The following is a 26,425-nucleotide window of genomic DNA, read 5'->3' as shown; positions in this document are numbered from 1 at the left end:
GTAGGGCGTGAGCGGCGTCTTGCGCCTGCTGGCCGATGATTTCGTTAACGAAGCTCAACGGGAAACGGTTTGTGCTCAATGCGTTGTACATCGAACAAATTGAAGCGTTTCCTGATACGACCGTGACGCTGACGAACGGAAAAAAATTCGTCGTGCGCGAAACGGTCGAGCAAGTGGCTGCACGAGCGAGCGAATTTTACCGGCAGCTTGGTGTGTTTCGCTTACCGAAAGCAGGAGGATTGGACAGTGAAAGGGAATAAAGCAATCAAAACGATGATCATTGTGCTGGCGGTCATCGCCTTGGCCGGAACGGCGGCGCTTGTCGCGGTGATGAAGATGGGGCATGCGGAAAAACAAGGGGCGCCAAGCGCCGATGAACTAGCGGAACGATCGATCGACATTCCGGAAATGACCACCAATTTAGCGGACGGGCGTTATATTAAAATCTCATTTAAAATTGAAACAGACAGCGATCAAGGAAAAGAAGAGGCGGAGAAACGCGATTTTCAGATGAAAGACGTGATCATCGAGCAACTTTCGCAGATGAAAGCGGCCGACTTTAAAGGAAAAGAAGGGCTGACGGCGCTGAAAGAGCGGCTGAAGCGCGAGATCAACGGATTGATGCAAGAAGGGAGAGTGGAGAACGTCTACATTACCTCTTTTATCCTCCAGTAGCCCTGTCATTGGAAGGGGGGAAGATGAAATGACGGCCGGGGAAGTATTGTCGCAAAGCGAAATTGACGCGTTGCTCGCTGCGCTTTCTGCAGGGGAGATGAGCGCGGAGGAGCTGAAAAAAGAGGAGGAAGGCCGACGCGTCAAAACGTATGATTTCCGGCGGGCGCTCCGGTTTTCCAAAGATCAAATCCGCAGCCTGACGCGCATTCATGAGAATTTCGCCCGTCTGCTGACAACGTTTTTTTCCGCCCAGTTGCGCACATATGTGCAAATTTCGGTCGCATCGGCCGACCAAATTCCATACGAAGAATTTGTCCGCTCCATCCCAAAAATGACGATCATCAATGTCTTTGAGGTGCCGCCGCTTGGCGGGCATGTCCTTTTGGAAGTCAACCCGAACATCGCTTACGCCATGCTTGACCGGGTGATGGGCGGGCGCGGCGTCGGCATGGATAAAGTGGAGCATTTGACTGAGATTGAAACACGCATCATGTCCAATTTGTTTGACAAGGCGTTTGTCCATTGGCGCGACGCTTGGGAATCGGTGGCGGAAGTCGACCCGCTCTTTGTCGATTTTGAAGTCAATCCGCAGTTTTTGCGCATGATTGCGCCGAACGACACCGTTGTCGTCATTTCGCTCAACACGCAAATCGGCGAAGCGCGCGGCATGATGAATGTGTGCATTCCGCATGTCGTCTTGGAGCCGATTATGCCGCGGCTGTCGGTGCATTACTGGATGCAGGCGCAAAAAAAGGAGCGTTCCCCCGAGGAAGCGAAACGGATCGAACAGCGCATCCGCGCGGCAAAATTGCCGATTATCGCTGAACTGGGAACGGCGGTCATCACGGTCAATGAATTTCTTCAACTCGAGGCCGGCGATGTCATTCAGCTCGAGCAGTCGATTCATGAGCCGCTCGTGGTCAAAATCGGCCATATTCCAAAGTTTATCGGCCAGCCGGGGAAGCGGAACAAAAAGCTGGCGGTGCAAATTTTAGCGATGATCGAGGGGGACGAAGACGACCATGATGAATGATGGAATGTTGTCGCAGGATGAAATTGATGCTTTGTTGCGCGGAATGGACAGCGACGGACCTATTCCGGCGCTTCATGATCTTCTCTCTCCGCTTGAGCAGGACGCCCTTGGGGAAATCGGCAATATTTCTTTCGGCAGTTCGGCCACTGCCCTGTCGATGTTATTGAACCAAAAGGTGGAAATTACGACGCCAAGCGTGTCCATTATCGAGCGCACAAGCGTCGCGGATGAATTTCCGCAGCCATATGTCGCCATCCAAGTCAACTATACGGAAGGGCTGCTCGGGACAAACTTGTTGGTCATTAAACAGAAAGACGCGGCGATTATCGCTGATTTAATGCTTGGCGGCGACGGAACGGCGGCCGATGGTCCGCTCGGAGAGATTCAGCTGAGCGCTGTTCAAGAAGCGATGAACCAAATGATGGGCTCAGCGGCGACGTCGATGTCGACCGTCTTTGGCAAGCGGGTTGATATTTCCCCGCCGACGCTCCACCTGCTTGATTTGGCGGAAGGAAAAGGGATGGAATATTTGCCGGACGAAGATTTTCTCATTAAAGTGTCATTTCGGCTGAAAATCGGCGAGTTGATCGACTCAAGCATTATGCAGCTGTTGCCGATCGATTTCGCGAAAGAATTGGTTGCCCAATTGCTCGGCTCGCCGCTTGAGGAGCCGGGGGCAGCGGAAGTGAGCCTTAAGTCGTCGGCGGACGACCGGCCGTTTCGCGAGCCGCAGCCTGTTCCAATTGACGTTCAGGCAAACGGCGGTGCGGCAGCTTCAGAAGCGGCGAGCCGCTCGACGGATGGACCGCCGGCTGGGCGCGCGGACAAGGAGAGGGAGGGTGCAGCCGCTCGGCATATTCAAACCGCCGATTTCGTCGAGTTCGATGCCCCGCCGCTTGCGGCAACGGAGGCGCGCAATTTGGAGCTGCTGTTTGATGTGCCGCTGCAGGTGACGGTTGAACTCGGGCGGACGAAGCGGTCGGTGCAGGAAATTTTGCAGCTGTCGACTGGATCGATCATTGAGCTCGATAAACTGGCCGGCGAACCGGTCGATGTGTTTGTCAACAACAAGCTGATCGCGAAAGGCGAGGTTGTCGTCATCGATGAAAATTTCGGCGTCCGCATCACGGACATCATCAGCCAAAGCGATCGGCTGACAAAGTTAAAATAAACAGGCGTTTGGGAGGTTAGGGGACATGGCAAGAGTGCTTGTCGTTGATGATGCGGCATTTATGCGCATGATGATTAAAGACATTTTGACGAAAAACGGACATGAAGTCGTCGCCGAAGCGGCCGATGGACGGCAGGCGATCGAGAAATACAAGGAAACGCGGCCCGATGTCGTGACAATGGATATTACGATGCCGGAGATGGATGGGATTGCGGCGCTCAAGGAAATTAAAAAAATCGACAGCAACGCCAAAGTCATTATGTGCTCCGCGATGGGGCAGCAGGCAATGGTGATTGATGCCATTCAAGCCGGGGCGAAAGATTTTGTGGTCAAGCCGTTCCAAGCGGACCGCGTCATCGAAGCGATCAACAAAACGATCGGGTGAGCGATCAGAGGTGGAAACTATGGCAATTTGGCGCTGGGCGGCCGTTTTGCTGGCAGCAGCCATCGCTTTGGGGCCGGTGCCGGCATTGGCCGCCCAAAGCCCGACGGTCGCCGACTGCCTGCAGCATCCCGATTCATGCGGGAAGTCAGCTCCTTCCGGGCAACAGACAAAACAGACAGCGAATCAAGCCGCTGATGCGGTTTCCGCTTTCGATGTGCTTCGGCTCATCGGCGCGACCGTCTTTGTCCTCATTCTCCTTTATGCGGTGTTAAGGTGGATGTCCCGCCGTCAGTCGTTTGTTTCAAGCCAAAAGGGCGTCATCGAGCATCTCGGCGGGACGAGCGTCGGGACGAACCGCTCTGTACAGCTCATTAAAGTCGGCCGTCGGCTGCTCGTCATCGGTGTCGGTGATTCGATTCAGCTTCTGAAAGAAATTGAAGACGAACAAGAAATGAATGAACTGTTGGAGCAACATCGCGCACGGTTGGAGCGAATGGCGGAGTTGGGCCGGCTTGGCTCCCTCCTTCGCGGTGAGTGGACGGCGAAATCAAAGCGGAAAAGCGGTTCGCTGTCATCGTTTTCGGCGCTGTTGGCTGAGGAGATGAAGCAAATGGCCGAAAAGCGAAACGAGTGGCTCAATCGGTTGAAGAAGAAAGGGACGGCGGGCGATGAGTGAATTTGTCCATATGTTTGATTCGATGGCTCCCGAGCACGTGTCGACAGCGGTGAAGCTTCTTCTGCTGCTCACCGTTTTGTCGATCGCTCCCGGCATTCTCATTATGATGACATGTTTTACGCGCATCGTCATCGTTTTGTCGTTTGTGCGCACGGCGCTCGGCACGCAGCAGATGCCGCCGAACCAAGTGCTCGTCGGGCTCGCGCTGTTTTTAACATTTTTCATTATGGCGCCAACCTGGAAAGAAATCAACGACCAGGCATTGCAGCCGCTGTTTGCCGACAAAATTGATTTGGAGGAGGCGTATGAACGGGCGGCTGTTCCGCTGAAGCAGTTTATGAGCCAATACACAAGGCAGGAAGATTTGGCGCTGTTTTTATCATACAGCGGCGCCAAACAGCCGAAAACGATCAACGACATCCCGATGACCGCGCTCGTGCCGGCGTTTGCCATCAGTGAGTTGAAAACGGCGTTTCAAATGGGCTTTATGATTTTTATTCCGTTTTTAGTCATCGACATGATCGTCGCCAGCGTCTTAATGTCGATGGGGATGATGATGCTGCCGCCTGTGATGATTTCGCTGCCGTTTAAAATTTTATTGTTTGTCCTTGTTGATGGCTGGCATTTGGTCGTCAAATCATTGTTGCAAAGTTTTCAATAAAGATAGGTGGCGTTTATGAGTGCCGATTTCATCATCCGCCTTGCTGAACAAGGCGTGTATATCGTGCTTGTCGTCTGCGGGCCGCTCTTGTTGTTGTCCCTTGCCGTCGGGCTTGTCGTCAGCATTTTTCAGGCGGCGACGCAAATTCAAGAGCAGACGCTCGCGTTTGTGCCGAAAATCGTCGCCGTCTTGCTTGGACTTGTGTTCTTTGGGCCGTGGATGCTCTCGAAAATGGTGTCGTACGCGCACGATATTTTCAACAATCTTGCTTCGTTTATAGGCTGATCGGCGATGGAACAAGTATGGACTTATTTTCCGGCGTTTTTGCTCGTCTTTGTCCGCGCTGCTTCGTTTTTCGCGGCGATGCCGTTGTTTTCCTACCGGACCGTGCCGGCTTCGTATAAAGCCGGATTGGCGTTTTTGTTCAGCTGGCTGTTGTTTTGGGCGATGCCCAAACCGGTGTTGGCGCTTGACGGCGTGTATGTATTGCTTGTCGTAAAAGAAGCGCTCGTCGGACTGGCGCTTGGGCTGCTGGCAGCGATCCTCATGGCGGCGGTGCAAGTCGCCGGCGGCTTGATCGATTTTCAAATCGGGTTTGCCATCGCCAACGTCATCGACCCGCAAACTGGAGCGCAAAGCCCGCTGCTTGGCGAGTATCTTCATTTGCTGGCGCTTTTGCTTTTGCTTATGCTTGACGGGCACCATTTGCTGCTTGACGGCATGTTTTACAGCTATCATTGGCTGCCGCTTGACCGCTTGCCGCACATTGCCGATGGGCCGGCGGTGGAGTACGTCGTGCGGGTGTTCGCTGCCATGTTTGCCGCCGCTGTGCAAATGGCCGCCCCGCTTGTCGGATCGCTCTTTTTAGTCGACGTGGCGCTTGGCATCATCGCCCGCGCGGTGCCGCAAATGAACATTTTCGCGGTCGGCTTTTCCGCCAAAACGGCGGCGGCGTTTTTGCTCCTGTTGGCGGCAGTCGGGGGAATATTGCTCGCGGCGCGCGGCGTATTTCACTTCATGTTTGCCTCGTTGCGCGAGTTGATGCGGCTGTTGGGGGGCGGATAAGATGGGCGAGTGGCGGCTCGATTTGCAATTTTTCGCTGGGGAAAAAACGGAAAAGGCGACGCCTCGCAAACGGCAAGAAGTGCGGGAAAAAGGACAGGTGGCCAAAAGCGGTGATGTCGTCTCCGCTTCCGTGCTGCTTGCTTCATTTCTTGCTTTGTCCTTGGCCGGGGCGTACGAGCGGGACGGTCTGCTGCGGTTGTTCGCCCGCGCCTTGTCCGATTATGCGTCCGCTTCGTTGACGGTTGACTCGCTTCACCGGCTGTTTCTTGACTGGCTTTCCCATGCATCCTTGCTTTTGGCGCCGCTGTTCGCCGCCGCAGTGCTGGCGGCTGGGTTGGCCAACTTTTTGCAAATCGGCGCCTTGTTCACCGTTGAACCGTTAAAAATGGATTGGAACCGCCTCAATCCCGTGCAAGGAATGAAACGGCTGTTTTCGTTGCGCGCCTTGGTCGAGCTGTTGAAATCCGTGTTAAAAGCTGGAATCATCGGTGCGGTCGTGTTCGCGGCGCTGTTGGCCGAACGAAGCGAGCTTGCGGCGCTCGTTTCCAAGACGCCGGGTGAGGCTTTGACTGTCGTCGGCGGCTTGACGGTGAAAATGGGGCTGTACGCCGCGGGGGCGCTCTTGTTTTTAGCGCTGTTTGATTACTTGTATCAGCGGTTTGAATTTGAAAAAAGCATCCGCATGTCCAAACAGGACATTAAAGATGAATACAAAAAGACGGAAGGCGATCCGCTCATCAAATCGCGCATCAAGCAAAAACAGCGCGAGATGGCGATGAGGCGGATGATGCAGGAAGTGCCGAACGCGGATGTCGTCATTACCAACCCAACGCATTACGCCGTTGCCCTCAAGTATGAAGACGGCAAGATGGAAGCGCCGGTCGTCGTCGCGAAAGGGGCGGATTATATGGCGATGAAAATCAAGGAAGTGGCGAAAACCCATGGCGTCGTGACTGTCGAAAATCGCCCGCTTGCGCAGGCGCTCTACCGCCAGACGGAAGTCGGCGATATGATTCCAGAGGCGTTTTTTAAGGCAGTGGCGGAAATTTTGGCGTACGTCTATCGGCTCAAAGGAAACGTGTAGCAACAAGGAGAGAAAACAATGCAAGCGCAAATCAAAGATTTATCCGTATTGTTTCTTGTCGTGCTCATCGTCGCCATGCTCGTCATCCCGCTGCCGACATGGCTGTTGAGCGTATTGATCATCATCAATATTTCCCTTGCCTTGCTTGTATTGCTGACGGCGATGAACACGAAAGAGCCGCTTGAGTTTTCCATTTTTCCGTCATTGCTTTTAGTGCTGACGCTGTTTCGGCTCGGGCTGAATGTGTCAACCACCCGCTCGATTTTAAGCAAAGGGGAGGCGGGCGGCGTCGTTGAAACGTTCGGAACGTTCGTCGTTGGCGGCGATGTCGTCGTTGGGTTTGTCGTGTTTTTGATTTTGGTCATCATCCAGTTTGTTGTCATCACCAAAGGGGCGGAGCGCGTCTCTGAAGTGGCGGCCCGCTTTACGCTCGATGCGATGCCCGGCAAACAGATGAGCATTGACGCCGATTTAAATGCCGGCATGATTTCGGAGCAAGAAGCCCGAAAGCGGCGGGAAAAAGTGGCGCAAGAAGCCGACTTTTACGGAGCAATGGACGGGGCGAGCAAGTTCGTGAAAGGCGACGCCATCGCCGGCATCATTATCGTCGTCATCAACATGTTGTTTGGCATGGTGATCGGCGTCGTTGAGCAAGGGATGGAGATGGCGGAGGCGGCGAAGCGCTACACGCTTTTGACGGTCGGCGACGGAATCGTCAGCCAAATTCCGGCGCTGTTGATTTCCACGGCGACCGGCATCATCGTCACCCGGGCGGCGTCGGACAGCAACTTGAGCGGCGATATTATGCGCCAGCTGTTCGCGTTTCCGAAAATGTTGTACGTCACGGCAGGAACGATTTTCCTGCTCGGCTTGTTTACGCCGATCAACGACTTGTTGACGATGCCGATTGCCGGGTTGCTGGCGCTTGGCGGCTACCGATTTATCGAGCGGCAAAAGCAAGAAGAAGCGGCATTGGCCGCTCCGGAAGAGGAGGCGGCGGCCGCCGACGAATTGAAAAGCCCGGAAAGCGTCATCCAACTGTTGCATATCGATCCTATTGAATTTGAGTTCGGCTATGCGCTCATTCCGCTCGCTGATGCCAATCAAGGCGGGGATTTGCTTGACCGGATCGTCATGATCCGTCGGCAGCTCGCGCTCGAGCTTGGCATTGTCATCCCGGTTGTGCGCATTCGCGACAACATCCAGTTGCAGCCGAATGAATACCGGATCAAAGTGAAAGGCGAGGAAGTGGCGCGCGGCGAGTTGCTGCTTGACCATTATTTGGCGATGAGCCCCGGGGTTGACGACGATTCGATTGATGGCATTGACACCATCGAGCCGGCGTTTGGTCTGCCGGCGAAATGGATTTCCGAGACCGTAAAAGACCGGGCGGAAATGCTTGGCTATACGGTCGTCGACCCGCCATCGGTCGTCTCGACACACTTAACGGAGGTGCTGAAAGCCCATGCCCACGAACTGCTGGGGCGCCAGGAAACAAAACAGCTGATCGATCATTTAAAAGAATCGTATCCGGTGCTTGTCGACGATGTGACGCCGAATCCGTTGTCTGTCGGCGACGTGCAAAAAGTGCTCGCCAAGCTATTGAAAGAGAAAGTGTCGATCCGCAACTTGCCGCTCATTTTTGAGGCGCTTGCCGATTTTGCCCGCCTGACCAGCGACACCGATTTGTTGACGGAATACGTCCGCCAAGCGTTGGCGCGGCAAATCACCTCGCAGTACGCCGTGCCGGGCGAGCCGCTGCGCGTCATTACGCTGTCGGGCAGAGCGGAAAAAACGATCGCCGACGCCGTGCAGCAAACAGAGCATGGCCGCTATTTGGCGCTCGAGCCGGCGCGGGCGCAGGCGTTTGTGGAAGCGGTCGCCGCGGCGCTTGAACGCTATCCGTTCGCCGGCCAGACGCCGATTTTGCTCTGCTCCCCGGCGGTGCGCATGTACGTCCGCCAGCTGACCGAGCGCCATTTTCCGACTGTTCCGGTGCTGTCGTACAACGAGCTTGAAGCGGATGTCGAAGTTCAAAGCGTGGGGATGGTGGAAATCGAATGAAAGTGAAAAAATTTGTCGCCCCGTCCATGAACGAAGCGATGAAAATGGTTCGCGCCGAACTTGGCCGCGACGCCGTCATTTTGCACTCGAAAGTCGTGCAGACCGGCGGATTTTTCGGTCTGTTTGCGAAAAAAAAGATCGAAGTGTTGGCCGGCGTTGATCCGGATCCACTGCCGCCGCGTCAGCCGGATGCCGCCGCGTCTTTGACGCGTCAGCCGAGTGCCGCCGCGTCTTTGACGCGTCAGCCGAGTGCTGCGTCCTTTGCCCCTTTGCCGGCGGCCGAGCGGGAGGAAGACGGCTCGCTTGCCCGTGAGATCGAGGAAGTCAAGGCGCTCATCCGTCAGTTCAACGCCCGCTCGTCTTCGCTTTTGTATCCTCCGCCGCTTGCGGAAGCGGAACGGCGCCTCGTTCGGCAAGGGATGGCGGATGTGTACGTCCGCCAAGTGATGGATCGCCTGCTTGAACGGTGGTATGCCGACAAAGACAGCCGGTCGCCCGCTGCGGTCTCCGCCTGGACGAAAGAAGCGGTGCGCGATCTATTGTCGACGCTTCCGTTTGTCAAAACGGCGGAGCAAAAAAAGTATATGATTTTGCTTGGTCCGACCGGGGTTGGAAAAACGACGACGCTCGCCAAAATGGCAGGGCGCGCCGTCCTCGAGCAAGGGAAAAAAGTCGGGTTCATCACGGCCGACACGTACCGGATCGCCGCCATCGACCAACTGAAGACGTATGCCGACATTTTGCACGCTCCGTTGGAAGTATGCTACAATGCCGACGATTTTCGGACGGCGAAGCGGAAATTGGCCGGTTGCGATCTCGTGTTCGTCGATACGGCTGGCCGCAACTTCCGCAACCCGCAATACGTGGATGAACTGCAGCAAACGCTCGAGTTTGACAGCGAAACGGAAACGTTTCTTGTATTCGCCGCCACGGGAAAGTATGACGATATGAAAATGATTTACAACCACTTTTCCCGCCTGCCGATCGATCGGCTGATCGTGACGAAGCTCGATGAGACGGACTCGTTTGGAACGATCGTCAATGTGTTGCTTGACAGCCGGCTTGCCGCCGCCTATTTCACGAACGGGCAAAATGTGCCGGACGACATGGTGGAAGCGTCCGCAGACCGGCTCGTTCATCTGCTGTTTGGGGCGGAGCGATGGTGAGCGATCAAGCAGAACGGCTGCGCTATGAGCTGGGCCGCCGGCGCCAGCCGGCGGCGGGGCCGCGGACCATCGCGGTGACGAGCGGGAAAGGCGGAGTCGGCAAGTCAAACCTTTCGCTCAATTTTTCGCTGTCGCTCTCGAAGCTCGGGTTTCGCGTCTTGCTGCTTGATATGGACATCGGCATGGGCAACATCGACATTTTGCTCGGCCAGTCGTCGCCATTGACGCTTTCGGATTGGTTTTCCGCGCGGTTGCCGCTTTCCGAGCTGGTAAAAAGCGGACCGGAGCATCTATCGTATATTGCTGGGGGGACGGGCGCCGCGCAATGGTTGAGTGTCGATCGATCCGCTATCGACTATTTGTTGGCCGAGCTGCAGACGGTGGCGTCGCGATATGATTATCTCATTTTCGATATGGGGGCGGGTGCCTCAGAAGAACGATTGTATTTTTTAAAGTCCGTCGACGATGTGTTTATTGTCACGACGCCGGAGCCGACCGCGATGACGGATGCGTACGCCATGATGAAATATATGCACACCGCCGGCAGCGAGGCTCCGTTTTCCGTCATCGTCAACCGCGCCGGCAGCGAGCGGGAAGGATATGGCGTCTTTTCGCGCCTGCAGCATGCCGCCAGTCGGTTTTTCCATAAAGACATCGCCTTGCTTGGCGTCGTTCCTGAAGACCGGATGGTCGCGCGCTGTGTCGTCCGGCAAACGCCGTTTGTTCTCTTTGATCCAGCGGCGAAGGCGAGCCGGGCAGTGCGTCAAATGGCATGCCGCTATGCGGCGGGAGGAGAAAAAGAGCCGGAGCGGGCTCCCCGCTTTTTTGCGAAGCTGCGTCAACTTTTGCTAGAAAGGTAGAGACGGAACATGAAGACGATCAAGGTGCTTGTCGTCGATGACTCGGCGTTTATGCGCAAATGGATCAGTGATTTTTTGTCCGAACATCCGCGCCTCGAAGTCATCGGAACAGCTCGCAACGGCCGGGAGGCGCTCGAGAAAATCGCCGCCCTAAGGCCGGATGTCGTGACGCTTGATGTGGAAATGCCGGTCATGAACGGACTCGAAACGTTGCAGCGCATCATGCGGGACCATCCCGTGCCGGTCGTCATGGTGTCAAGCACGACGACCGAAGGGGCGGAAAACACGATCGCCGCCATGCAGTACGGGGCGGTCGACTTTGTCGCTAAGCCGTCCGGACCGATTTCGCTCGATTTGTACAAAGTGAAAGACGAGCTGATTGGCAAAGTGCTGCACGCGAGCGAAGCGAACGTGGCTGCCTTGACTGCCCCGCGCCGCCAACGTCCGTCTTGGCGCCCATCGTTCAAAGCGGCGGCGCGGCCGCAACAGGCCATCGTCGCGATCGGCACTTCCACCGGCGGCCCGCGCGCGCTCGAGACGGTGCTGACGCAGCTTCCGCCCGATCTAGCCGCTCCGGTCGTCGCTGTCCAGCATATGCCCAAAGGATTTACGACATCGCTCGCCAACCGGCTTGATGCGCTTGCCGCAATCACGGTCAAGGAGGCGGAAGACGGGGAAGTGCTGCAAAATGGCACCGCCTATATCGCGCCAGGCGGCGTCCATCTCATCGTTCGCGAAGAAGGCGGCGCGCTTAAAGCCCGTTTCGACGAATCGCCGCCGCGCGCCGGCCATCGTCCGGCTGTTGACGTGTTGTTCGAGTCGCTCGCTGCCATTCGCCTCTGTCGGAAAATCGCGGTGATCATGACCGGGATGGGAAGCGACGGAACAGCGGGGTTGAAAAAGCTGAAGGAAAGCGGGAACACAAAAGCGATCGCGGAAGCGCGCGAGACAGCCGTTGTCTTTGGGATGCCAAGAGCGGCGATCGAGGCTGGCGTCGTTGATGTCATCGTTCCGCTTGACAGCATCGCCGCTGCCATCGTCCAATTGATCGGGGAGTGAGGGGGAAACGGCATGGACATGAGCCAATATTTGGATTTATTTATTGATGAAAGCAAAGAGCATTTGCAGGCGATCAACGAGCGGCTGTTGGAACTTGAAAAAACTCCGGAGGACATGTCTGTGGTGAATGATATTTTCCGTTCGGCCCATACGTTGAAAGGCATGTCCGCCACGATGGGGTTTGAAGATTTAGCCAATTTGACGCACCAAATGGAAAACGTGCTCGATGGCATCCGCAATCGGCGGCTTTCCGTTACCCCGGAATTGCTTGACGTCATTTTTGAGGCCGTCGACCATTTGGAGGCGATGATCAGTTCCATCGCTGCAGGCGGCGACGGAACGCGCGATGTAAGGAGAACAGTCGAACAGCTGAAACGAATCGAGCAAGGGGAGATGCCGAACAAGCAGGCAGCAAGAGAAGAACCGCCCCTTGAACATGCGTATGGGGAATTTGAATACCATGTGCTCGAGCAGGCGAAGGAGCAGGGATTTTCCGTCTACGAAATCCGCGTTCGGCTTCGCGATGATTGCTTGTTGAAAGCAGCGCGCGTCTATATGGTGTTTGAACAGCTGAATGAAGTCGGAGAAATTGTGAAAGCAACGCCGCCGGTCGAGATGCTGGAGGAAGAACAGTTTGACCGGGAGTTTCTCGTTACGGTTGTATCCAAAGCGCCAGCCGATGAGTTGCAAAAGCGGCTGATGGGCATTTCGGAAATTGATGACGTCAAGGTGTCTATGCTATCGAGCCATGAACCGTCGGCAGAAAGCGAGAAAGCGGCTGCGCCCCAACAACCGGCCGCTATGGAGCAGGCGGCGGCCGTTCAGGCCGAAGCGGAGGCGCCGGAAAAACAAACAGCGAAACAGGCGACGAAAACGATCCGCGTCAACATTGAACGGCTCGATCGGTTGATGAACTTATTTGAAGAATTGGTTGTCGACCGCGGTCGGCTTGAGCAAATTTCCCGCGAACTGAACCATGCCGAATTGACGGAAACGGTCGAGCGGATGTCTCGCATCTCGAGCGATTTGCAGACGATCATTTTAAATATGCGCATGGTGCCGGTCGAAACGGTGTTCAACCGCTTCCCGCGCATGGTGCGCCAGCTCGCCCGCGAGCTCGGCAAAAAGGTGCGCCTTGACATCATCGGCGCGGATACCGAGCTTGACCGGACGGTGATCGATGAAATCGGCGACCCGCTTGTCCATTTGATCCGCAATGCGCTCGACCACGGCATCGAAGCGCCGGACGTCCGGGTGGCGCGCGGAAAGCCGGAAGAAGGGACCGTTCAATTGCGAGCGTACCATAGCGGCAACCATGTCTTTATTGAAATCGAGGATGACGGCGCCGGCATTTCCCGGGAGAAGGTGCTGCAAAAGGCGAAAAGCCGCGGCATTGTCTCGCCGCAGGCGGCGGAGCATTTGAACGATCAGCAAATTTACGAGCTTATTTTCGCTCCCGGCTTTTCGACCGCTGAGCAAGTTTCTGACATTTCCGGCCGCGGCGTCGGTTTGGATGTCGTCAAAAGCACGATTGAGTCGCTCGGCGGCACCGTTTCGGTCGATTCGCAGCCTGGAAAAGGGTCGCTCTTTTCGATTCAGCTGCCGCTCACATTGTCGATCATTTCTGTGTTGCTCGTTCAAATCGCCGAGGAAACGTACGCGATTCCGCTGTCATCGATCATTGAGACGGCGCTGGTGAAAAAGGAAGAGATTTTTTCCGCCCACAACCAGCCGGTCATCGATTTTCGCGGCAAAATCGTGCCGCTCGTCCGCCTGAAAGACGTCTTCGCTGTTCCTGGAGCAGCCGATGACGGAGATGCGGTGGCGGTCGTGATCGTCCGGAAAGGGGAAAAACTGGCGGCGCTGGCGGTCGACTCGTTTATCGGGCAGCAAGAAGTCGTGTTGAAATCGCTAGGAAACTATTTATCTTCGGTTTTCGCCATCTCGGGGGCGACGATTTTGGGAGACGGCCGAGTGGCGCTGATTATCGACTGCAACGCGCTCGTGAAGTAGGAGATGGCCGTGTCGGTGCGGGGGCGCCTATGGCGTTGATCTGCCGTTTTCAGTGGCATGTCGAAAAAAAGGGGGAGGATTGGATGACGGCCAGCGTGCAAGCAGACTGGAAAGTGATTGCGTTTCGCCTGAAAGAAGAAGAATATGCTCTGCCGGTGCAGCATGTCCGTTCCATCGAGAAAATGCAGCCGATCACGCGCGTGCCGGGGACGGCCCATTATGTAAAAGGGGTCATCAACTTGCGCGGTGTTGTGACGCCGATCATCGATTTGCGCGAGCGGTTCGGGTTTGCCCCCGAACCATATGGGGAACAGACGCGGATCATTATCGTTGCTCTTGAGGATATGGAAGTTGGGCTCATCGTCGATGCCGCGAATGATGTCCTTGATCTGCCGGCGGAAAGCATCGAACCGCCGCCAGAGGCAATTGGCTCCGTTGAGGCAAGTTACATCGACGGCGTGGCGAAAGTGGAGAATCGGCTCCTCATTTTGCTCGATTTGGCGAAAGTGCTCGACCGATAATCCGTGGAGAGGAGCGTTGACATTGGACGATATTCGCAACTTGACGGGGATGCATATTGACATTTTGCGCGAAATCGGCAACATTGGCGCCGGCAACGCGGCGACGGCTTTGTCGACGTTGCTAAACAAAAAAATTGAAATGGCGGTGCCGCGCGTTCAAATTGCGACGTTTGCCGAAATGATGGAATCAATCGGTGGACCGGAACAAGTAGTGGCGTGCGTCTATTTGCGCATCGAAGGAGAAGCGCCGGGAAACATGTTTTTCGTGTTGCCGCCGGAACAGGCTGAGCGGTTTGTCCGTCGGATGATTGGCGATGACTCGTTTTCGTTTCAAGGAGAAGCCCATGAGCTTGGCTGCTCGGCGCTTCAGGAGCTCGGCAATATTTTAGCCGGCTCGTATTTGTCGGCATTGGCTGACTTTACGCGGCTCAACTTGCACCCGTCCGTGCCGGCATTGGCCATCGACATGATTGGAGCTGTGCTGTCGTTCGGATTGCTTGAGCTGTCGCGTGTTGGCGATTACGCCATTTTGATTGACACAGCCATTTACGATGAACGGCGCCCGGACGAAAGCATCAACGGCCATTTCTTTCTTCTACCTGACCCCGAGTCGTTTTCCACCATCTTTCGAGCACTAGGTGTGGATGGTCTATGAGCACAGCGCAGGCTGTCAAAATCGGCATTGCGGAAATGGAGGTCGTCATAGCGCCGAATGTCATCCGCACGTGCGGGCTTGGGTCGTGCGTCGGTGTCGTCATTTACGATGCAGGCAAGGCGGTTGCTGGCATGGCGCATGTCATGCTTCCGCATTCCTCGATGGCGCGCGGCGGAGTCATCAATGCGGCCAAATACGCTGATACGGCGGTCGAGGCGCTCGTTCAGCTTGTCATTGCCGCTGGCGGGCGGAAAGGGATGCTGAAAGCGAAGCTGGCCGGCGGGGCGCAAATGTTTTCGTTTTCGACAGTTGGCGGCGATATGATGCGCATTGGCGCGCGCAATGTGGAGGAAGTGAAAAAGCAGCTCGAGCGGCTTCACATTCCGGTCGTCGCCGAAGATGTCGGGGGCCATAGCGGCCGCACGATCGAATTTAATCCGCAGACGGGCGTGCTCTCCATCCGCACCGCCGCTCAAGAAATAAAGGAAATATGACCGGGATGCGCCGTTTCCGCAAGGCAAGGGGGAGAATAATGGGAAGCGCGCTAAAAGGAGAAGAACGGAAATACTGGGATGAATGGATCCATGGCCGCGACCGCCACGCGGCCGAGGAGCTGGTGCAGCGCTATATGCCGCTTGTTTTCTACCACGTGCAGCGGCTTTCGGCGACGCTGCCGAGCTCCGTGCCGAAGGATGAGCTCGTCAGCCTTGGACTCGTCGGCTTATACGATGCGTTGGAGAAATTTGACCCATCGCGTGATTTGAAGTTCGACACGTACGCCTCGTTCCGCATCCGCGGCGCCATCTTAGACGGTTTGCGCAAAGAAGACTGGCTGCCGCGCAGCATGCGCGATAAGGCAAAAAAAATTGAGGAAGCGATCGAGCGGCTTGAACAGCGGCACATGCGATCGGTGACGGCGAAAGAGATCGCCGCTGAGCTCGGGATGACGGAAGAGGAAGTGCAGGCGGCGGCGAGTGAAACGTTTTTTTCCCATTGGCTGCCGCTCGGGCAGACGACCGTCGACGAAGATGAAGGACTGTTGGCGGTTCGCGACGACCGCGCTCCGCTTCCCGAGGAGCAAATCGTTAAGCAGGAAATGATCGAAAAGCTGGCTGAAGCCATCGGACAGCTGAATGAAAAAGAGCAGCTCGTCATCAGTTTGTTTTACAAAGAGGAGCTGACGTTTACAGAAATCGGGAGCCTTTTGCATTTGTCGACATCAAGAATTTCGCAAATTCATGCGAAAGCGCTTTGGAAACTGCGCCGCTTTTTTGAAAAAGAGCCATGAGGGGAGAGAAAACGCGATGGACATCCAGCTTCCAGCGTTGCAAAGCGTCATGCCGAAAGCGCCCGACGCGGAAAGGCTTCAAGCTTCGACGCAACAACACTCCTATGCAGTGCAGGCGCAAATGGCAACTGCCGGCCAAAAGCGGGCGGAGCGTGCGCGCCGTCGGGTGACGGATAAACGAACGAGCGCCCGTCTTGAGCAGGAGGCGTCCCGTTTTGGAGGACACCCTTATAAAGGAAAAACGATCGACATTCAAGGATAGTGAACATCATGATGGCATTTTGGCTAACGATCAGTTTGCTGCTGCACGCCTTGTCGTTTTGGTTGATCATTGTGCTTTTCCTTCGCCTGTCGCGGCTTGGCGAGGCGGAGAGGCGGGCCGAGGAGCTCGAGGAAGCCATGACCGCTTATCTCGCTGCTTGGAAGGAAGAAAACGAGCGCTTTTTGGCTGAACTTGACTCGTTGCTTGGCAGCGGAGCGGATCCATTCGTTTCTGCACCGGAAACGAACGATGCGCCCAGTGTGCAACGGGGCGCGAACGGGAAAGAGACGGCGTCCATGCTGGGGGCAGGAGGCGGTGAAATCGGAGCGGGGTTCGAAAAGCGAACAGCGGAAGCAAAAAAGGAGGAAAACGAGCCGGCGGAGCGGGGAGAAACCGAAAAACGCACAGAAACAAGCCGCCCAAGCGCCGCTCCGGGCTATTTCCCAGACATCGGAACGGTCAAGGATGTGCTCGAACTTTCACTCACCCGACCAGCGGACGCGAGTGAGCTTGCTCGCCGCCTATATGCGGAAGGGGCGACGGTCGAGGAAATTGCCAAACAGCTCGGCAAAGGGAAAACAGAAGTCGAGCTATGGCTCAAATTTGCGCAAAAAACGAATCAATAGGCGAATAACAGCTTGATTTGCCGCTTGCAGTTGTGATATATTTTTTCATGGTGTGAATACACACGCCTGGTGATTTCAGCAACGGTGCTGGCAACGCCAGTCTTGCTGAAAGATGAGGCAGGCGGAGGACCAAAAACCACTAAGGAAACAGGAGGAGCATACATGTCAGTTATTTCGATGAAACAACTGCTTGAAGCTGGCGTCCACTTTGGACATCAGACGCGCCGTTGGAATCCGAAGATGAAAAAATACATTTTCACGGAGCGCAACGGCATCTATATCATCGACTTGCAAAAAACGGTGAAAAAAGTCGAGGAAGCATACAACTTCGTCCGCGAATTGGCGGCGAATGGCGGCAAAATTTTGTTCGTCGGCACGAAAAAACAAGCGCAAGAGTCGGTGAAGGAAGAAGCGGAACGCTGCGGCATGTTTTATGTCAACCAACGCTGGCTCGGCGGCACGCTGACGAACTTCGCTACGATCCAAAAGCGGATCAAACGGCTGCGTGAAATTGAAAAAATGGAAGAAGATGGAATATTTGACGTTCTGCCGAAAAAAGAAGTCATTCGCTTGAAAAAAGAAAAAGAGCGTCTTGAGAAGTTTTTGGGCGGCATCAAAGACATGAAAGAGCTGCCAGATGCGTTGTTTGTCATTGACCCGCGCAAAGAGCGGATCGCGGTGGCGGAAGCGCGCAAGCTGAACATCCCGATCATCGGCATCGTCGACACGAACTGCGATCCGGATGAAATTGACTATGTCATTCCGGCCAACGACGACGCCATCCGCGCTGTTAAGCTGTTGACTTCGAAAATCGCCGACGCCGTGCTTGAGGCGAAACAAGGCGAAGAAGCGGCCGTCGCAGCAGAGTAACGATGCACAAGAAAGGTGATAAGAGGGGAAAGCCTTTTATCACCTTTTTTTGAGACAGAAATGAGCAACTTTTGGCTATACTAACGAATAAGGGCAAAACGGGAAGCCGCTGCCGGCACCGATACATATACGGGACAATGAGAAGGAGGATTTTTTTATGGCGATTACAGCACAAATGGTGAAAGAACTGCGCGAAAAAACAGGCGCAGGCATGATGGACTGCAAAAAGGCGCTCACCGAAACAAACGGTGACATGGAGAAAGCGATCGACTGGCTGCGCGAAAAAGGAATTGCCAAAGCGGCGAAAAAAGCGGACCGCATCGCGGCCGAAGGGATGGCGTACATCGCGGTGGAAGGCAATACCGCCGTCATTTTGGAAGTGAACTCGGAAACGGACTTCGTTGCGAAAAACGAAGCATTCCAAACGCTTGTCAAAGAGCTGGCCGCCCACTTGCTGAAACAAAAGCCGGCTTCGCTTGATGAAGCGCTCGGTCAAACGATGGACAACGGCTCGACCGTCCAAGACTACATCAACGAAGCGATCGCTAAAATTGGTGAAAAAATTACGCTTCGCCGCTTTGCCGTCGTCAATAAAGCGGACGGCGAAACGTTCGGTGCGTACTTGCACATGGGCGGGCGCATCGGCGTATTAACGTTATTAGCCGGCAATGCGAGCGAAGACGTCGCCAAAGATGTGGCCATGCACATTGCCGCACTTCATCCGAAATACGTCTCGCGCGACGACGTGCCGCAGGAAGAGATTGCGCATGAGCGTGAAGTGTTGAAGCAGCAAGCCTTAAACGAAGGCAAGCCGGAGAAAATCGTTGAAAAAATGGTCGAAGGCCGGCTGAACAAGTTTTACGAAGACGTCTGCCTGCTCGAGCAAGCGTTCGTGAAAAACCCGGATGTGACGGTGCGCCAATACGTCGAATCGAACGGAGCAACAGTCAAGCAGTTCATCCGTTACGAAGTCGGCGAAGGGCTCGAAAAACGCCAAGACAATTTTGCAGAAGAAGTCATGAGCCAAGTCAGAAAACAATGACGGACCGCAACAGGGAACACGCGCGTGTTCCCTGTTTTTCAAAGTGATTCGCATCATGGAGGTTGGACATGGAACAGCCAAAATACAAACGCGTCGTGTTAAAGTTGAGCGGGGAAGCGCTCGCCGGAAAGCAAGGGTTTGGCATTCAACCGGCGGTCATTCAGTCGATCGCCAAACAAGTGAAAGAAGTTGTTGAACTGGGCGTCGAGGTCGCCATCGTCGTCGGCGGCGGCAACATTTGGCGTGGAAAAACGGGAAGCGAAATGGGCATGGACCGGGCGACGGCTGATTACATGGGCATGTTGGCGACGGTGATGAATGCCCTCGCCTTGCAGGACAGCCTTGAGCAGCTCGGTGTGGAAACGCGGGTGCAAACATCGATTGAAATGCGGCAAGTGGCCGAACCGTACATTCGCCGCCGGGCGATTCGCCATCTTGAGAAAAAACGAGTTGTCATTTTCGCCGCCGGCACAGGCAACCCGTACTTTTCGACCGATACGACCGCGGCGCTCAGGGCGGCGGAAATCGAGGCGGACGTCATTTTAATGGCGAAAAACAACGTCGATGGCGTTTACAGCGCCGACCCGAACGTCGATGCCAATGCGGTCAAATACGATGAGCTGTCGTACTTGGACGTCATCAAGCAAGGGCTCGGCGTCATGGATTCGACTGCTTCCTCGCTTTGCATGGACAACAACATTCCGCTCATCGTCTTCTCGATTATGGAAGAAGGCAATATTAAACGCGCTGTGTTAGGTGAAAACATCGGAACGATCGTAAGGGGGAAATAACGATGGCAAAGCAAGTGATCCAACAGGCGAAAGAAAAGATGGATAAAGCGGTGCAAGCGTTCACCCGCGAGCTGGCAAGCATTCGCGCCGGACGGGCGAACGCAGGGCTGCTTGAGAAAGTAACCGTTGACTATTACGGCGTGCCGACGCCAATCAACCAACTGGCCTCCATCAGCGTGCCGGAAGCGCGGCTGCTTGTCATTCAGCCGTACGACAAATCGGCCATTAAAGAAATGGAAAAAGCGATTTTAGCATCGGATTTAGGGCTGACGCCATCGAATGATGGATCGGTCATTCGTCTTGTCATTCCGCCGCTCACCGAGGAACGGCGCCGCGAGCTCGCGAAGCTTGTCAAAAAGTATTCAGAAGACGCGAAAGTCGCGGTGCGCAACATCCGCCGCGATGCGAACGATGAATTGAAAAAACTCGAGAAAAACGGCGAAATTACGGAAGATGAGCTCCGCAGCTACACGGACGAAGTGCAAAAGCTGACCGATGACCACATCGCCAAAATTGACGCCATCACAAAAGAAAAAGAAAAAGAAGTGATGGAAGTATAGGCAAAACCATGCAAACCCTCTATGTTGATGGAGGGTTTTTTTGCTATAATGGAAAGGCAAAACACGATCCCGGAGGACTCGTATGTTCAATAAAATGCGAAAAACAAAAGAGAAAGACGTCCCGGTGACGAAAGAAGAGGTGCTCAGGCATCCGATGCCGAACCACGTCGCCATCATTATGGACGGAAACGGGAGATGGGCGAAAAAGCGGGCGCTGCCAAGGGCGGCCGGCCATTACGAAGGCATGCAAGTTGTGCGCAAAATCACTCGTTTTGCGAATGAGCTGGGGATTCAGATTTTGTCGCTTTACGCGTTTTCGACAGAAAACTGGAAACGTCCGAAAAGTGAAGTCGATTATTTGATGAAGCTGCCGGAACAGTTTTTGACGACGTTTCTTCCCGAGCTCGTCGCCGAAAATGTCAAAGTCCAAGTGATCGGTCATGCGGAGGCGCTGCCTGATCATACGCGCCGGGCGGTCGAGAAAGCCGTGAAGGAAACAAGCGGCAACACCGGCCTTGTGTTAAACTTTGCCCTTAATTATGGAAGCCGGGCGGAAATCACTGCCGCCGTAAAGCAGATCGCCAAAGACGTTGAACGCGGGATGCTCGCGCCGGAAGACATCACCGAGCCGCTCATTTCCTCGTACTTGATGACGAGCGGGCTCGCTGACCCTGACTTGCTCATCCGTACGAGCGGGGAGATTCGCTTGAGCAATTTCATGCTTTGGCAGTTGGCGTATACGGAACTTTGGTTTACGGATGTCTTATGGCCGGATTTTACGGAGCAACATTTCTTAGAGGCGATTGCCGCTTACCAGCGGCGCGACCGCCGATTTGGAGGAGTGTCAGCGCGATGAAGCAGCGAATCATCACCGGAGTCATAGCGGCGGCGCTCTTTTTGCCGATTGTTATTTTTGGCGGATTTCCGTTTATAATAGTAACATATATATTGGCCACGATTGGGCTGTTTGAATTGTTGCGGATGAAAGGGATGCACCCGTTGTCGTTTGTCGGGGCGGCTGGATTGATCGCCCTTTGGCTGTTGCTCGTTCCCGCCCGTTACGGCGGCGAGTGGTTGGCGTCTGGGACCGCCAAATTTGGCGTGCTCGCCGCTTTGGCTTTTTTGCTGCTTGTCGGCACAGTCGTGACGAAAAATGCGCTCTCGTTCGATGAGGCGGCGTTTGTCGTTTTGGCGGTCGTCTATGTCGGCGTAGGGTTTTTCTGTTTCGGCGCTGTTCGTTTGGTTGGGTTCGTGTACTTCGTTTATGCCTTGTTTGTCATTTGGGCGACTGACATTGGGGCGTATTTCTTTGGCCGCGCGTTTGGCCGGCGCAAGCTATGGCCGGAGATCAGCCCAAAAAAAACGGTGGAAGGCGCCATCGGCGGCATCGCTTCAGCGGCTGTTGTCGCCGCGATTTACGAGTGGGCGGCGGCGCCGTTTGGCAGTTTGGCGGCCGCGCTTGGCGTCGCGCTGCTGCTGTCGGCGTTCGGTCAGCTCGGCGATTTGATCGAATCGGCATTTAAGCGCCATTACGGCGTCAAAGATTCCGGGGCGATTTTGCCGGGACATGGCGGCATTTTAGATCGGTTTGACAGCTTGCTGTTCGTGCTGCCGATATTGTACATATTGCTTGAAATCGCACGATAAGCGGGTGAGGAGTGAAACGATTGAAATATATTAGTATATTAGGGGCGAGCGGATCGATCGGCACACAGACGCTCGATGTCATCCGCGCCCATCCGGACGAATTCCGCTTGGCCGCCGCATCGGTCGGGAAAAATATCGAGGCGGCGAGGCGGCTGATCGCTGAATTTTCCCCAAGTCTTGTCGCCGTCGCTGACCGTGATGCGTATGAAGTTCTTTATCGCGAGTACCGCGGGCGGACGACGATCGTGTACGGAGAGGAAGGATTGATTGAAGCAGCCGTTTGCCCACAAGCCGATGTTGTCGTCACCGCTGTCGTCGGCAGCGTCGGCCTTGTGCCGACGCTGAAGGCGATTGAAGCGGGAAAAGCGATCGCCCTCGCCAACAAAGAGACTCTCGTTGTCGCCGGACATCTCGTCATGGCTGCAGCCAAGCGGCGCGGCGTGCCGCTGTTGCCAGTTGACAGTGAACATTCCGCCATTTTTCAATGTCTGCAAGGGGAAAGGATGGAGCAAGTCGACAAACTCATTCTGACCGCATCCGGCGGCAGCTTCCGCGACAAGACGCGCCGAGAGCTCGCTCATGTGACGGTTGAGGAGGCGCTTCGCCATCCGAACTGGTCGATGGGGGCAAAAATTACGATTGATTCGGCGACCATGATGAATAAAGGATTTGAGGTCATTGAGGCTCATTGGCTGTTCGGGCTGCCGTATGAGCGGATTGAGGTTGTTTTGCATCGAGAAAGCATCATCCATTCGCTCGTTCAGTTCCGTGACACAAGTGTATTGGCGCAGCTTGGAACGCCGGATATGCGCGTTCCGATCCAATACGCGCTTGCGTATCCAAAGCGGTTGCCGCTCCCATCCGCCAAGCCGCTTGATTTAATCTCGCTTGGGGCGCTCCATTTCGCCCCGGTTGATTTCGACCGCTATCGCTGTTTGCGTCTCGCCTATGAGGCTGGCAAGCGCGGCGGCTCGCTGCCGACGGTGTTGAATGCGGCCAATGAGGAGGCGGTGGCGGCGTTTTTAGCCGGGCGCATTCCGTTTTTGGCCATCGAGGAGTGGATTGAACGCGCGCTCGAGCGCCATCGGCCAGTGAGCGATCCGCAGCTTGAGGACATTCGTGAAATCGATGCGGACGCGCGCGCCTACGTCCGCTCACTACTAACATAAAGGTGGTTGAAACGTTGGAATCGATCATTTCATTTATCGTCGTCTTTGGTGCCCTCGTCTTTTTTCACGAGCTCGGCCACTTGCTGCTAGCAAAACGGGCCGGCATTTTGTGCCGCGAATTTGCCATCGGCTTCGGACCGAAAGTGTTTTCGTTCAAGAAAAACGAAACGGTGTACACGATCCGCCTGCTCCCGCTTGGCGGCTTCGTCCGCATGGCCGGTGAAGACCCGGAGACGATTGAATTGAAGCGTGGGCAAGTCGTCGGTCTTTTGCTTGATGAGAGCGGCCAAGTGGAAAAAATCGTCCTCAACCATAAGGACGATTATCCGAATATCCGCGTAGTGGAAGTGGAAGAGGCCGATTTAGAGCATGGCATGTATGTGACCGGCTATACGGACGGCGAGCGGTTCGAGCGGTTTACGGTCAAGGAGCCGGCGTTTTTCGTCGTCGACCGCCAAGAGATTCAAATTGCTCCGTACCATCGCCAATTTGCGGCAAAAACGCTCGGGCAGCGAACGATGACGATTTTGGCCGGACCGCTCGCCAACTTTCTCTTGTCGCTCGTTGTCTTTATCATCATCGGTCTTTTGCAAGGCTATCCGGTCGACAAGCCGGTGATCGGCGAGCTGACGCCGGAAGGAGCGGCGCGCGCCGCCGGCTTGAAGCAAGGGGATGAAGTGATCGCCATTAACGGCGAACGGATGGAAACATGGACGGAAATCGTCAACACGATTCGCGCCCATCCGGGAGAACCGCTTCAGTTTCAAATTGAGCGGAATGGGAAAGAACGGAGTGTGACGGTCACTCCGGAGGCGAAAACGGTGCAAGGGGAGACGATCGGCTTGATCGGCGTCTATCAGCCGATGGAAAAATCGGTGTTGGGCTCGATCAAGCAAGGGCTGGTTGAGACGTATTACTGGACGCGGGAAATTGTAACGGGGCTCGGCCAATTGATCACCGGCCAGTTTCAGCTTGACATGCTGTCCGGACCGGTCGGCATCGCCGTATCGACCGGCAAAGTGGCTGAGTCTGGGATCTACTACTTGATGAAATGGGGCGCGATTTTAAGCATCAACCTGGGGATTGTCAACTTGTTGCCATTGCCGGCGCTAGACGGCGGGCGGCTCCTCTTTTTCGCCATTGAAGCGGTGCGCGGCAAGCCGGTCGACCGGCAAAAAGAAGGAATGGTTCATTTTATCGGCTTTGCCTTGCTTATGTTGCTTATGCTTGTGGTGACATGGAATGACATTCAAAAATTTTTCCTATAGAGAGAAAACGAGGTGGCTAATGGATGAGACAAAGTCAAGCATTTATTCCGACGTTGCGTGAAGTGCCGGCGGATGCGGAAGTGAAAAGCCATCAGCTCCTGCTCCGGGCCGGCTTCATTCGTCAAAGCGCAAGCGGCGTCTATACGTTTTTGCCGCTTGGGCAGCGTGTTTTGCAAAAAGTGGAAGCCATCATTCGCGAGGAAATGAACCGGATTGGAGCGATGGAGCTCTTCATGCCGGCCTTGCAGCCAGCTGAGCTTTGGCAGCAGTCCGGCCGCTGGTACTCGTACGGGCCGGAGCTGATGCGCTTAAAAGACCGGCACGAGCGCGATTTCGCCCTCGGGCCGACGCATGAGGAAATGATCACGGCGATCGTCCGCGACGAGGTGAAAACGTACAAGCGGCTGCCGCTTGTCTTGTATCAAATCCAAACGAAATTCCGCGATGAAAAGCGTCCGCGTTTTGGGCTGTTGCGCGGCCGCGAGTTCATGATGAAAGACGCCTACTCGTTCCATACGTCGAAAGAAAGCTTGGATGAAACGTACAACAACATGTATGAGGCGTATGCGAACATTTTCCGCCGCTGCGGATTGAACTTCCGCGCCGTCATCGCCGACTCGGGGGCGATTGGCGGCAAAGATACGCATGAGTTTATGGTGCTCTCGGACATCGGCGAAGATACGATCGCCTACTCCGATGCGTCTGACTATGCCGCCAACATCGAGATGGCGCCGGTCGTGGCGACGTACGAAAAAAGCGATGAGCCGCCAGCCGAATTGAAAAAAGTGGCGACGCCGGGGCAAAAAACGATCGCTGAAGTCGCTTCGCACTTACAAATATCGCCGGAGCGCTGCATCAAATCGCTTTTGTTCAATGTGGACGGCCGCTATGTGCTCGTTCTCGTCCGCGGCGATCATGAAGCGAACGAGGTGAAGGTGAAAAACGTGCTCGACGCGACGGTCGTCGAATTGGCGACGCCGGAAGAAACGGAGCGGGTGATGAACGCTCCAATTGGTTCGCTCGGCCCGATCGGCGTCAGCGAAGACGTCACTGTGATCGCGGACCATGCTGTCGCCGCCATCGTCAACGGCGTTTGCGGCGCGAACGAGGAAGGATACCATTACATCGGAGTCAACCCGGGCCGCGATTTTGCCGTCAGTCAATACGCCGATTTGCGCTTCGTAAAAGAAGGCGACCCGTCTCCAGATGGCAAAGGGACGATCCGCTTTGCCCGCGGCATTGAAGTCGGGCATGTGTTTAAGCTGGGGACAAAATACAGCGAAGCGATGAACGCCGTCTATTTGGATGAAAACGGCCAAACGCAGACGATGATCATGGGTTGCTACGGCATCGGCGTATCAAGATTGGTGGCCGCAATCGCCGAACAGTTTGCTGACGAACACGGGCTTGTGTGGCCGGCTTCGGTCGCACCGTTTCACATCCATTTGCTTACAGCGAACGCAAAAAGCGATGAACAGCGCGCGTTGGCGGAAGAGTGGTATGAAAAGCTCGGACAGGCTGGGTTTGAAGTGTTGTATGACGACCGCCCCGAACGGGCCGGAGTGAAGTTTGCCGACAGCGATTTGATCGGCATTCCGCTCCGCGTCACCGTCGGCAAGCGAGCGGGCGAAGGCGTTGTGGAAGTAAAAGTGCGGAAAACAGGCGAGACGTTCGATGTGCCGGTCAGCGAGCTTGTCGACACTGCGCGCCGTCTCCTTCAATCATGAGTGCCGGCGCTGGCGAAAAAGAATTCTGTCTTTTTCGCCGGCGCTTTTGTTATGGTATGATATAGAAAGAGAATGATGTTGAGAGGG

The 26,425-nt window shown here is 55.2% G+C and carries 30 protein-coding genes; all 30 read left to right on the top strand.

The window, feature by feature from the left end; all coding sequences use genetic code 11:
- Positions 1 to 35 precede the first annotated feature (35 nt).
- Positions 36 to 260 carry a flagellar FlbD family protein gene (locus ACVBDQ_RS00845; RefSeq protein ID WP_011230728.1) on the top strand — a complete coding sequence of 75 codons (225 nt, stop codon included), beginning with the start codon at positions 36 to 38 and terminating at the stop codon, positions 258 to 260.
- On the top strand, positions 247 to 675 hold the full coding sequence (gene fliL / locus ACVBDQ_RS00840) for a flagellar basal body-associated protein FliL (RefSeq protein WP_011230729.1): 429 nt from the start codon (positions 247 to 249) through the stop codon (positions 673 to 675). Before ACVBDQ_RS00845 ends, fliL begins: the two co-directional genes overlap by 14 nt.
- Positions 676 to 703: 28 nt before the next feature.
- Entirely contained in the window at positions 704 to 1,708 is a 1,005-nt protein-coding gene (gene fliM, locus ACVBDQ_RS00835; RefSeq protein WP_011230730.1) for a flagellar motor switch protein FliM, read from the top strand.
- Entirely contained in the window at positions 1,698 to 2,879 is a 1,182-nt protein-coding gene (gene fliY / locus ACVBDQ_RS00830; RefSeq protein ID WP_446663003.1) for a flagellar motor switch phosphatase FliY, read from the top strand. The genes fliM and fliY overlap by 11 nt, the downstream gene beginning before the upstream one ends.
- 25 nt (positions 2,880 to 2,904) lie before the next feature.
- Positions 2,905 to 3,264, top strand: a complete 360-nt coding sequence (locus tag ACVBDQ_RS00825; protein ID WP_013145750.1) for a response regulator — start codon at positions 2,905 to 2,907, stop codon at positions 3,262 to 3,264.
- 19 nt (positions 3,265 to 3,283) lie between these two features.
- Positions 3,284 to 3,940 (top strand): flagella biosynthesis regulatory protein FliZ, encoded by a 657-nt coding sequence (gene fliZ / locus ACVBDQ_RS00820; protein ID WP_138187437.1) that lies wholly within the window; start codon positions 3,284 to 3,286, stop codon positions 3,938 to 3,940.
- Positions 3,933 to 4,601 carry a flagellar type III secretion system pore protein FliP gene (gene fliP, locus ACVBDQ_RS00815; RefSeq protein ID WP_011230734.1) on the top strand — a complete coding sequence of 223 codons (669 nt, stop codon included), beginning with the start codon at positions 3,933 to 3,935 and terminating at the stop codon, positions 4,599 to 4,601. Before fliZ ends, fliP begins: the two co-directional genes overlap by 8 nt.
- Before the next feature lie 15 nt (positions 4,602 to 4,616).
- On the top strand, positions 4,617 to 4,886 hold the full coding sequence (gene fliQ, locus ACVBDQ_RS00810; RefSeq protein ID WP_011230735.1) for a flagellar biosynthesis protein FliQ: 270 nt from the start codon (positions 4,617 to 4,619) through the stop codon (positions 4,884 to 4,886).
- Positions 4,887 to 4,892: 6 nt separating this feature from the next.
- Positions 4,893 to 5,666, top strand: a complete 774-nt coding sequence (gene fliR / locus ACVBDQ_RS00805) for a flagellar biosynthetic protein FliR (protein ID WP_023634337.1) — start codon at positions 4,893 to 4,895, stop codon at positions 5,664 to 5,666.
- Position 5,667: 1 nt separating this feature from the next.
- A complete protein-coding gene (flhB, locus tag ACVBDQ_RS00800) occupies positions 5,668 to 6,750 on the top strand; it encodes a flagellar biosynthesis protein FlhB (protein ID WP_011230737.1) in 1,083 nt (360 codons plus the stop codon).
- An 18-nt stretch (positions 6,751 to 6,768) separates the two neighbouring features.
- The gene (gene flhA, locus ACVBDQ_RS00795; protein ID WP_011230738.1) at positions 6,769 to 8,814 is read left to right on the top strand and encodes a flagellar biosynthesis protein FlhA; all 2,046 of its coding nucleotides are present in this window, start codon (positions 6,769 to 6,771) and stop codon (positions 8,812 to 8,814) included.
- Complete coding sequence (gene flhF / locus ACVBDQ_RS00790) at positions 8,811 to 9,980, top strand: flagellar biosynthesis protein FlhF (protein ID WP_062898530.1); 1,170 nt, start codon at positions 8,811 to 8,813, stop codon at positions 9,978 to 9,980. The genes flhA and flhF overlap by 4 nt, the downstream gene beginning before the upstream one ends.
- On the top strand, positions 9,974 to 10,840 hold the full coding sequence (locus ACVBDQ_RS00785; protein WP_021322273.1) for a MinD/ParA family protein: 867 nt from the start codon (positions 9,974 to 9,976) through the stop codon (positions 10,838 to 10,840). The genes flhF and ACVBDQ_RS00785 overlap by 7 nt, the downstream gene beginning before the upstream one ends.
- Positions 10,841 to 10,849: 9 nt before the next feature.
- Positions 10,850 to 11,899 carry a protein-glutamate methylesterase/protein-glutamine glutaminase gene (locus ACVBDQ_RS00780; RefSeq protein ID WP_081130467.1) on the top strand — a complete coding sequence of 350 codons (1,050 nt, stop codon included), beginning with the start codon at positions 10,850 to 10,852 and terminating at the stop codon, positions 11,897 to 11,899.
- Positions 11,900 to 11,911: 12 nt separating this feature from the next.
- Entirely contained in the window at positions 11,912 to 13,912 is a 2,001-nt protein-coding gene (locus ACVBDQ_RS00775; protein WP_446663002.1) for a chemotaxis protein CheA, read from the top strand.
- 83 nt (positions 13,913 to 13,995) lie between these two features.
- Positions 13,996 to 14,433 carry a chemotaxis protein CheW gene (locus tag ACVBDQ_RS00770; RefSeq protein ID WP_011230743.1) on the top strand — a complete coding sequence of 146 codons (438 nt, stop codon included), beginning with the start codon at positions 13,996 to 13,998 and terminating at the stop codon, positions 14,431 to 14,433.
- A gap of 22 nt (positions 14,434 to 14,455) precedes the next feature.
- Positions 14,456 to 15,088 carry a chemotaxis protein CheC gene (locus ACVBDQ_RS00765; RefSeq protein ID WP_011230744.1) on the top strand — a complete coding sequence of 211 codons (633 nt, stop codon included), beginning with the start codon at positions 14,456 to 14,458 and terminating at the stop codon, positions 15,086 to 15,088.
- Positions 15,085 to 15,582, top strand: a complete 498-nt coding sequence (locus ACVBDQ_RS00760; protein ID WP_011230745.1) for a chemotaxis protein CheD — start codon at positions 15,085 to 15,087, stop codon at positions 15,580 to 15,582. The genes ACVBDQ_RS00765 and ACVBDQ_RS00760 overlap by 4 nt, the downstream gene beginning before the upstream one ends.
- Before the next feature lie 38 nt (positions 15,583 to 15,620).
- Positions 15,621 to 16,376 carry a FliA/WhiG family RNA polymerase sigma factor gene (locus ACVBDQ_RS00755; RefSeq protein ID WP_011230746.1) on the top strand — a complete coding sequence of 252 codons (756 nt, stop codon included), beginning with the start codon at positions 15,621 to 15,623 and terminating at the stop codon, positions 16,374 to 16,376.
- Between the two features lie 16 nt (positions 16,377 to 16,392).
- Positions 16,393 to 16,638 (top strand): hypothetical protein, encoded by a 246-nt coding sequence (locus ACVBDQ_RS00750; protein WP_011230747.1) that lies wholly within the window; start codon positions 16,393 to 16,395, stop codon positions 16,636 to 16,638.
- Positions 16,639 to 16,646: 8 nt separating this feature from the next.
- Complete coding sequence (locus tag ACVBDQ_RS00745; RefSeq protein ID WP_031206499.1) at positions 16,647 to 17,264, top strand: hypothetical protein; 618 nt, start codon at positions 16,647 to 16,649, stop codon at positions 17,262 to 17,264.
- Between the two features lie 162 nt (positions 17,265 to 17,426).
- Positions 17,427 to 18,134 carry a 30S ribosomal protein S2 gene (rpsB, locus tag ACVBDQ_RS00740; protein WP_013145737.1) on the top strand — a complete coding sequence of 236 codons (708 nt, stop codon included), beginning with the start codon at positions 17,427 to 17,429 and terminating at the stop codon, positions 18,132 to 18,134.
- A 157-nt stretch (positions 18,135 to 18,291) separates the two neighbouring features.
- Positions 18,292 to 19,176, top strand: coding sequence for a translation elongation factor Ts (tsf, locus tag ACVBDQ_RS00735; protein ID WP_011230750.1), 885 nt, complete (start codon positions 18,292 to 18,294; stop codon positions 19,174 to 19,176).
- Between the two features lie 68 nt (positions 19,177 to 19,244).
- Positions 19,245 to 19,967 (top strand): UMP kinase, encoded by a 723-nt coding sequence (gene pyrH / locus ACVBDQ_RS00730; RefSeq protein ID WP_011230751.1) that lies wholly within the window; start codon positions 19,245 to 19,247, stop codon positions 19,965 to 19,967.
- Between the two features lie 2 nt (positions 19,968 to 19,969).
- Entirely contained in the window at positions 19,970 to 20,527 is a 558-nt protein-coding gene (gene frr / locus ACVBDQ_RS00725) for a ribosome recycling factor (RefSeq protein WP_011230752.1), read from the top strand.
- Positions 20,528 to 20,609: 82 nt separating this feature from the next.
- Positions 20,610 to 21,383: an isoprenyl transferase gene (locus ACVBDQ_RS00720; RefSeq protein WP_014195472.1), complete on the top strand. Its 774-nt coding sequence runs from the start codon at positions 20,610 to 20,612 to the stop codon at positions 21,381 to 21,383.
- A complete protein-coding gene (locus tag ACVBDQ_RS00715; RefSeq protein WP_014195473.1) occupies positions 21,380 to 22,174 on the top strand; it encodes a phosphatidate cytidylyltransferase in 795 nt (264 codons plus the stop codon). Before ACVBDQ_RS00720 ends, ACVBDQ_RS00715 begins: the two co-directional genes overlap by 4 nt.
- Before the next feature lie 20 nt (positions 22,175 to 22,194).
- Positions 22,195 to 23,343 carry a 1-deoxy-D-xylulose-5-phosphate reductoisomerase gene (gene dxr, locus ACVBDQ_RS00710; protein WP_020278203.1) on the top strand — a complete coding sequence of 383 codons (1,149 nt, stop codon included), beginning with the start codon at positions 22,195 to 22,197 and terminating at the stop codon, positions 23,341 to 23,343.
- Between the two features lie 2 nt (positions 23,344 to 23,345).
- Positions 23,346 to 24,611, top strand: a complete 1,266-nt coding sequence (gene rseP, locus ACVBDQ_RS00705; protein WP_173346434.1) for an RIP metalloprotease RseP — start codon at positions 23,346 to 23,348, stop codon at positions 24,609 to 24,611.
- A gap of 23 nt (positions 24,612 to 24,634) precedes the next feature.
- Entirely contained in the window at positions 24,635 to 26,338 is a 1,704-nt protein-coding gene (locus ACVBDQ_RS00700) for a proline--tRNA ligase (protein ID WP_013523414.1), read from the top strand.
- Positions 26,339 to 26,425 lie beyond the last annotated feature (87 nt).

Source organism: Geobacillus sp. CCR (assembly GCF_052906625.1).
This window is presented reverse-complemented; position numbering and strand designations above follow the sequence as displayed.

Excerpts from the sequence above, each read along its gene's own strand:
- ACVBDQ_RS00755 (WP_011230746.1), top strand. The coding sequence starts at position 15,621 with ATGGGAAGCGCGCTAAAAGGAGAAGAACGGAAATACTGGGATGAATGG.
- ACVBDQ_RS00770 (WP_011230743.1), top strand. The coding sequence starts at position 13,996 with ATGACGGCCAGCGTGCAAGCAGACTGGAAAGTGATTGCGTTTCGCCTG.
- ACVBDQ_RS00785 (WP_021322273.1), top strand. The coding sequence starts at position 9,974 with ATGGTGAGCGATCAAGCAGAACGGCTGCGCTATGAGCTGGGCCGCCGG.
- tsf (WP_011230750.1), top strand. The coding sequence starts at position 18,292 with ATGGCGATTACAGCACAAATGGTGAAAGAACTGCGCGAAAAAACAGGC.
- fliR (WP_023634337.1), top strand. The coding sequence starts at position 4,893 with ATGGAACAAGTATGGACTTATTTTCCGGCGTTTTTGCTCGTCTTTGTC.
- ACVBDQ_RS00825 (WP_013145750.1), top strand. The coding sequence starts at position 2,905 with ATGGCAAGAGTGCTTGTCGTTGATGATGCGGCATTTATGCGCATGATG.
- fliP (WP_011230734.1), top strand. The coding sequence starts at position 3,933 with ATGAGTGAATTTGTCCATATGTTTGATTCGATGGCTCCCGAGCACGTG.
- pyrH (WP_011230751.1), top strand. The coding sequence starts at position 19,245 with ATGGAACAGCCAAAATACAAACGCGTCGTGTTAAAGTTGAGCGGGGAA.
- ACVBDQ_RS00700 (WP_013523414.1), top strand. The coding sequence starts at position 24,635 with ATGAGACAAAGTCAAGCATTTATTCCGACGTTGCGTGAAGTGCCGGCG.
- ACVBDQ_RS00775 (WP_446663002.1), top strand. The coding sequence starts at position 11,912 with ATGGACATGAGCCAATATTTGGATTTATTTATTGATGAAAGCAAAGAG.
- fliM (WP_011230730.1), top strand. The coding sequence starts at position 704 with ATGACGGCCGGGGAAGTATTGTCGCAAAGCGAAATTGACGCGTTGCTC.
- fliY (WP_446663003.1), top strand. The coding sequence starts at position 1,698 with ATGATGAATGATGGAATGTTGTCGCAGGATGAAATTGATGCTTTGTTG.
- ACVBDQ_RS00715 (WP_014195473.1), top strand. The coding sequence starts at position 21,380 with ATGAAGCAGCGAATCATCACCGGAGTCATAGCGGCGGCGCTCTTTTTG.
- ACVBDQ_RS00780 (WP_081130467.1), top strand. The coding sequence starts at position 10,850 with ATGAAGACGATCAAGGTGCTTGTCGTCGATGACTCGGCGTTTATGCGC.
- fliQ (WP_011230735.1), top strand. The coding sequence starts at position 4,617 with ATGAGTGCCGATTTCATCATCCGCCTTGCTGAACAAGGCGTGTATATC.
- ACVBDQ_RS00750 (WP_011230747.1), top strand. The coding sequence starts at position 16,393 with ATGGACATCCAGCTTCCAGCGTTGCAAAGCGTCATGCCGAAAGCGCCC.
- rpsB (WP_013145737.1), top strand. The coding sequence starts at position 17,427 with ATGTCAGTTATTTCGATGAAACAACTGCTTGAAGCTGGCGTCCACTTT.
- frr (WP_011230752.1), top strand. The coding sequence starts at position 19,970 with ATGGCAAAGCAAGTGATCCAACAGGCGAAAGAAAAGATGGATAAAGCG.
- flhB (WP_011230737.1), top strand. The coding sequence starts at position 5,668 with ATGGGCGAGTGGCGGCTCGATTTGCAATTTTTCGCTGGGGAAAAAACG.
- ACVBDQ_RS00760 (WP_011230745.1), top strand. The coding sequence starts at position 15,085 with ATGAGCACAGCGCAGGCTGTCAAAATCGGCATTGCGGAAATGGAGGTC.
- ACVBDQ_RS00845 (WP_011230728.1), top strand. The coding sequence starts at position 36 with ATGATTTCGTTAACGAAGCTCAACGGGAAACGGTTTGTGCTCAATGCG.
- flhF (WP_062898530.1), top strand. The coding sequence starts at position 8,811 with ATGAAAGTGAAAAAATTTGTCGCCCCGTCCATGAACGAAGCGATGAAA.
- ACVBDQ_RS00720 (WP_014195472.1), top strand. The coding sequence starts at position 20,610 with ATGTTCAATAAAATGCGAAAAACAAAAGAGAAAGACGTCCCGGTGACG.
- ACVBDQ_RS00745 (WP_031206499.1), top strand. The coding sequence starts at position 16,647 with ATGATGGCATTTTGGCTAACGATCAGTTTGCTGCTGCACGCCTTGTCG.
- flhA (WP_011230738.1), top strand. The coding sequence starts at position 6,769 with ATGCAAGCGCAAATCAAAGATTTATCCGTATTGTTTCTTGTCGTGCTC.
- fliZ (WP_138187437.1), top strand. The coding sequence starts at position 3,284 with ATGGCAATTTGGCGCTGGGCGGCCGTTTTGCTGGCAGCAGCCATCGCT.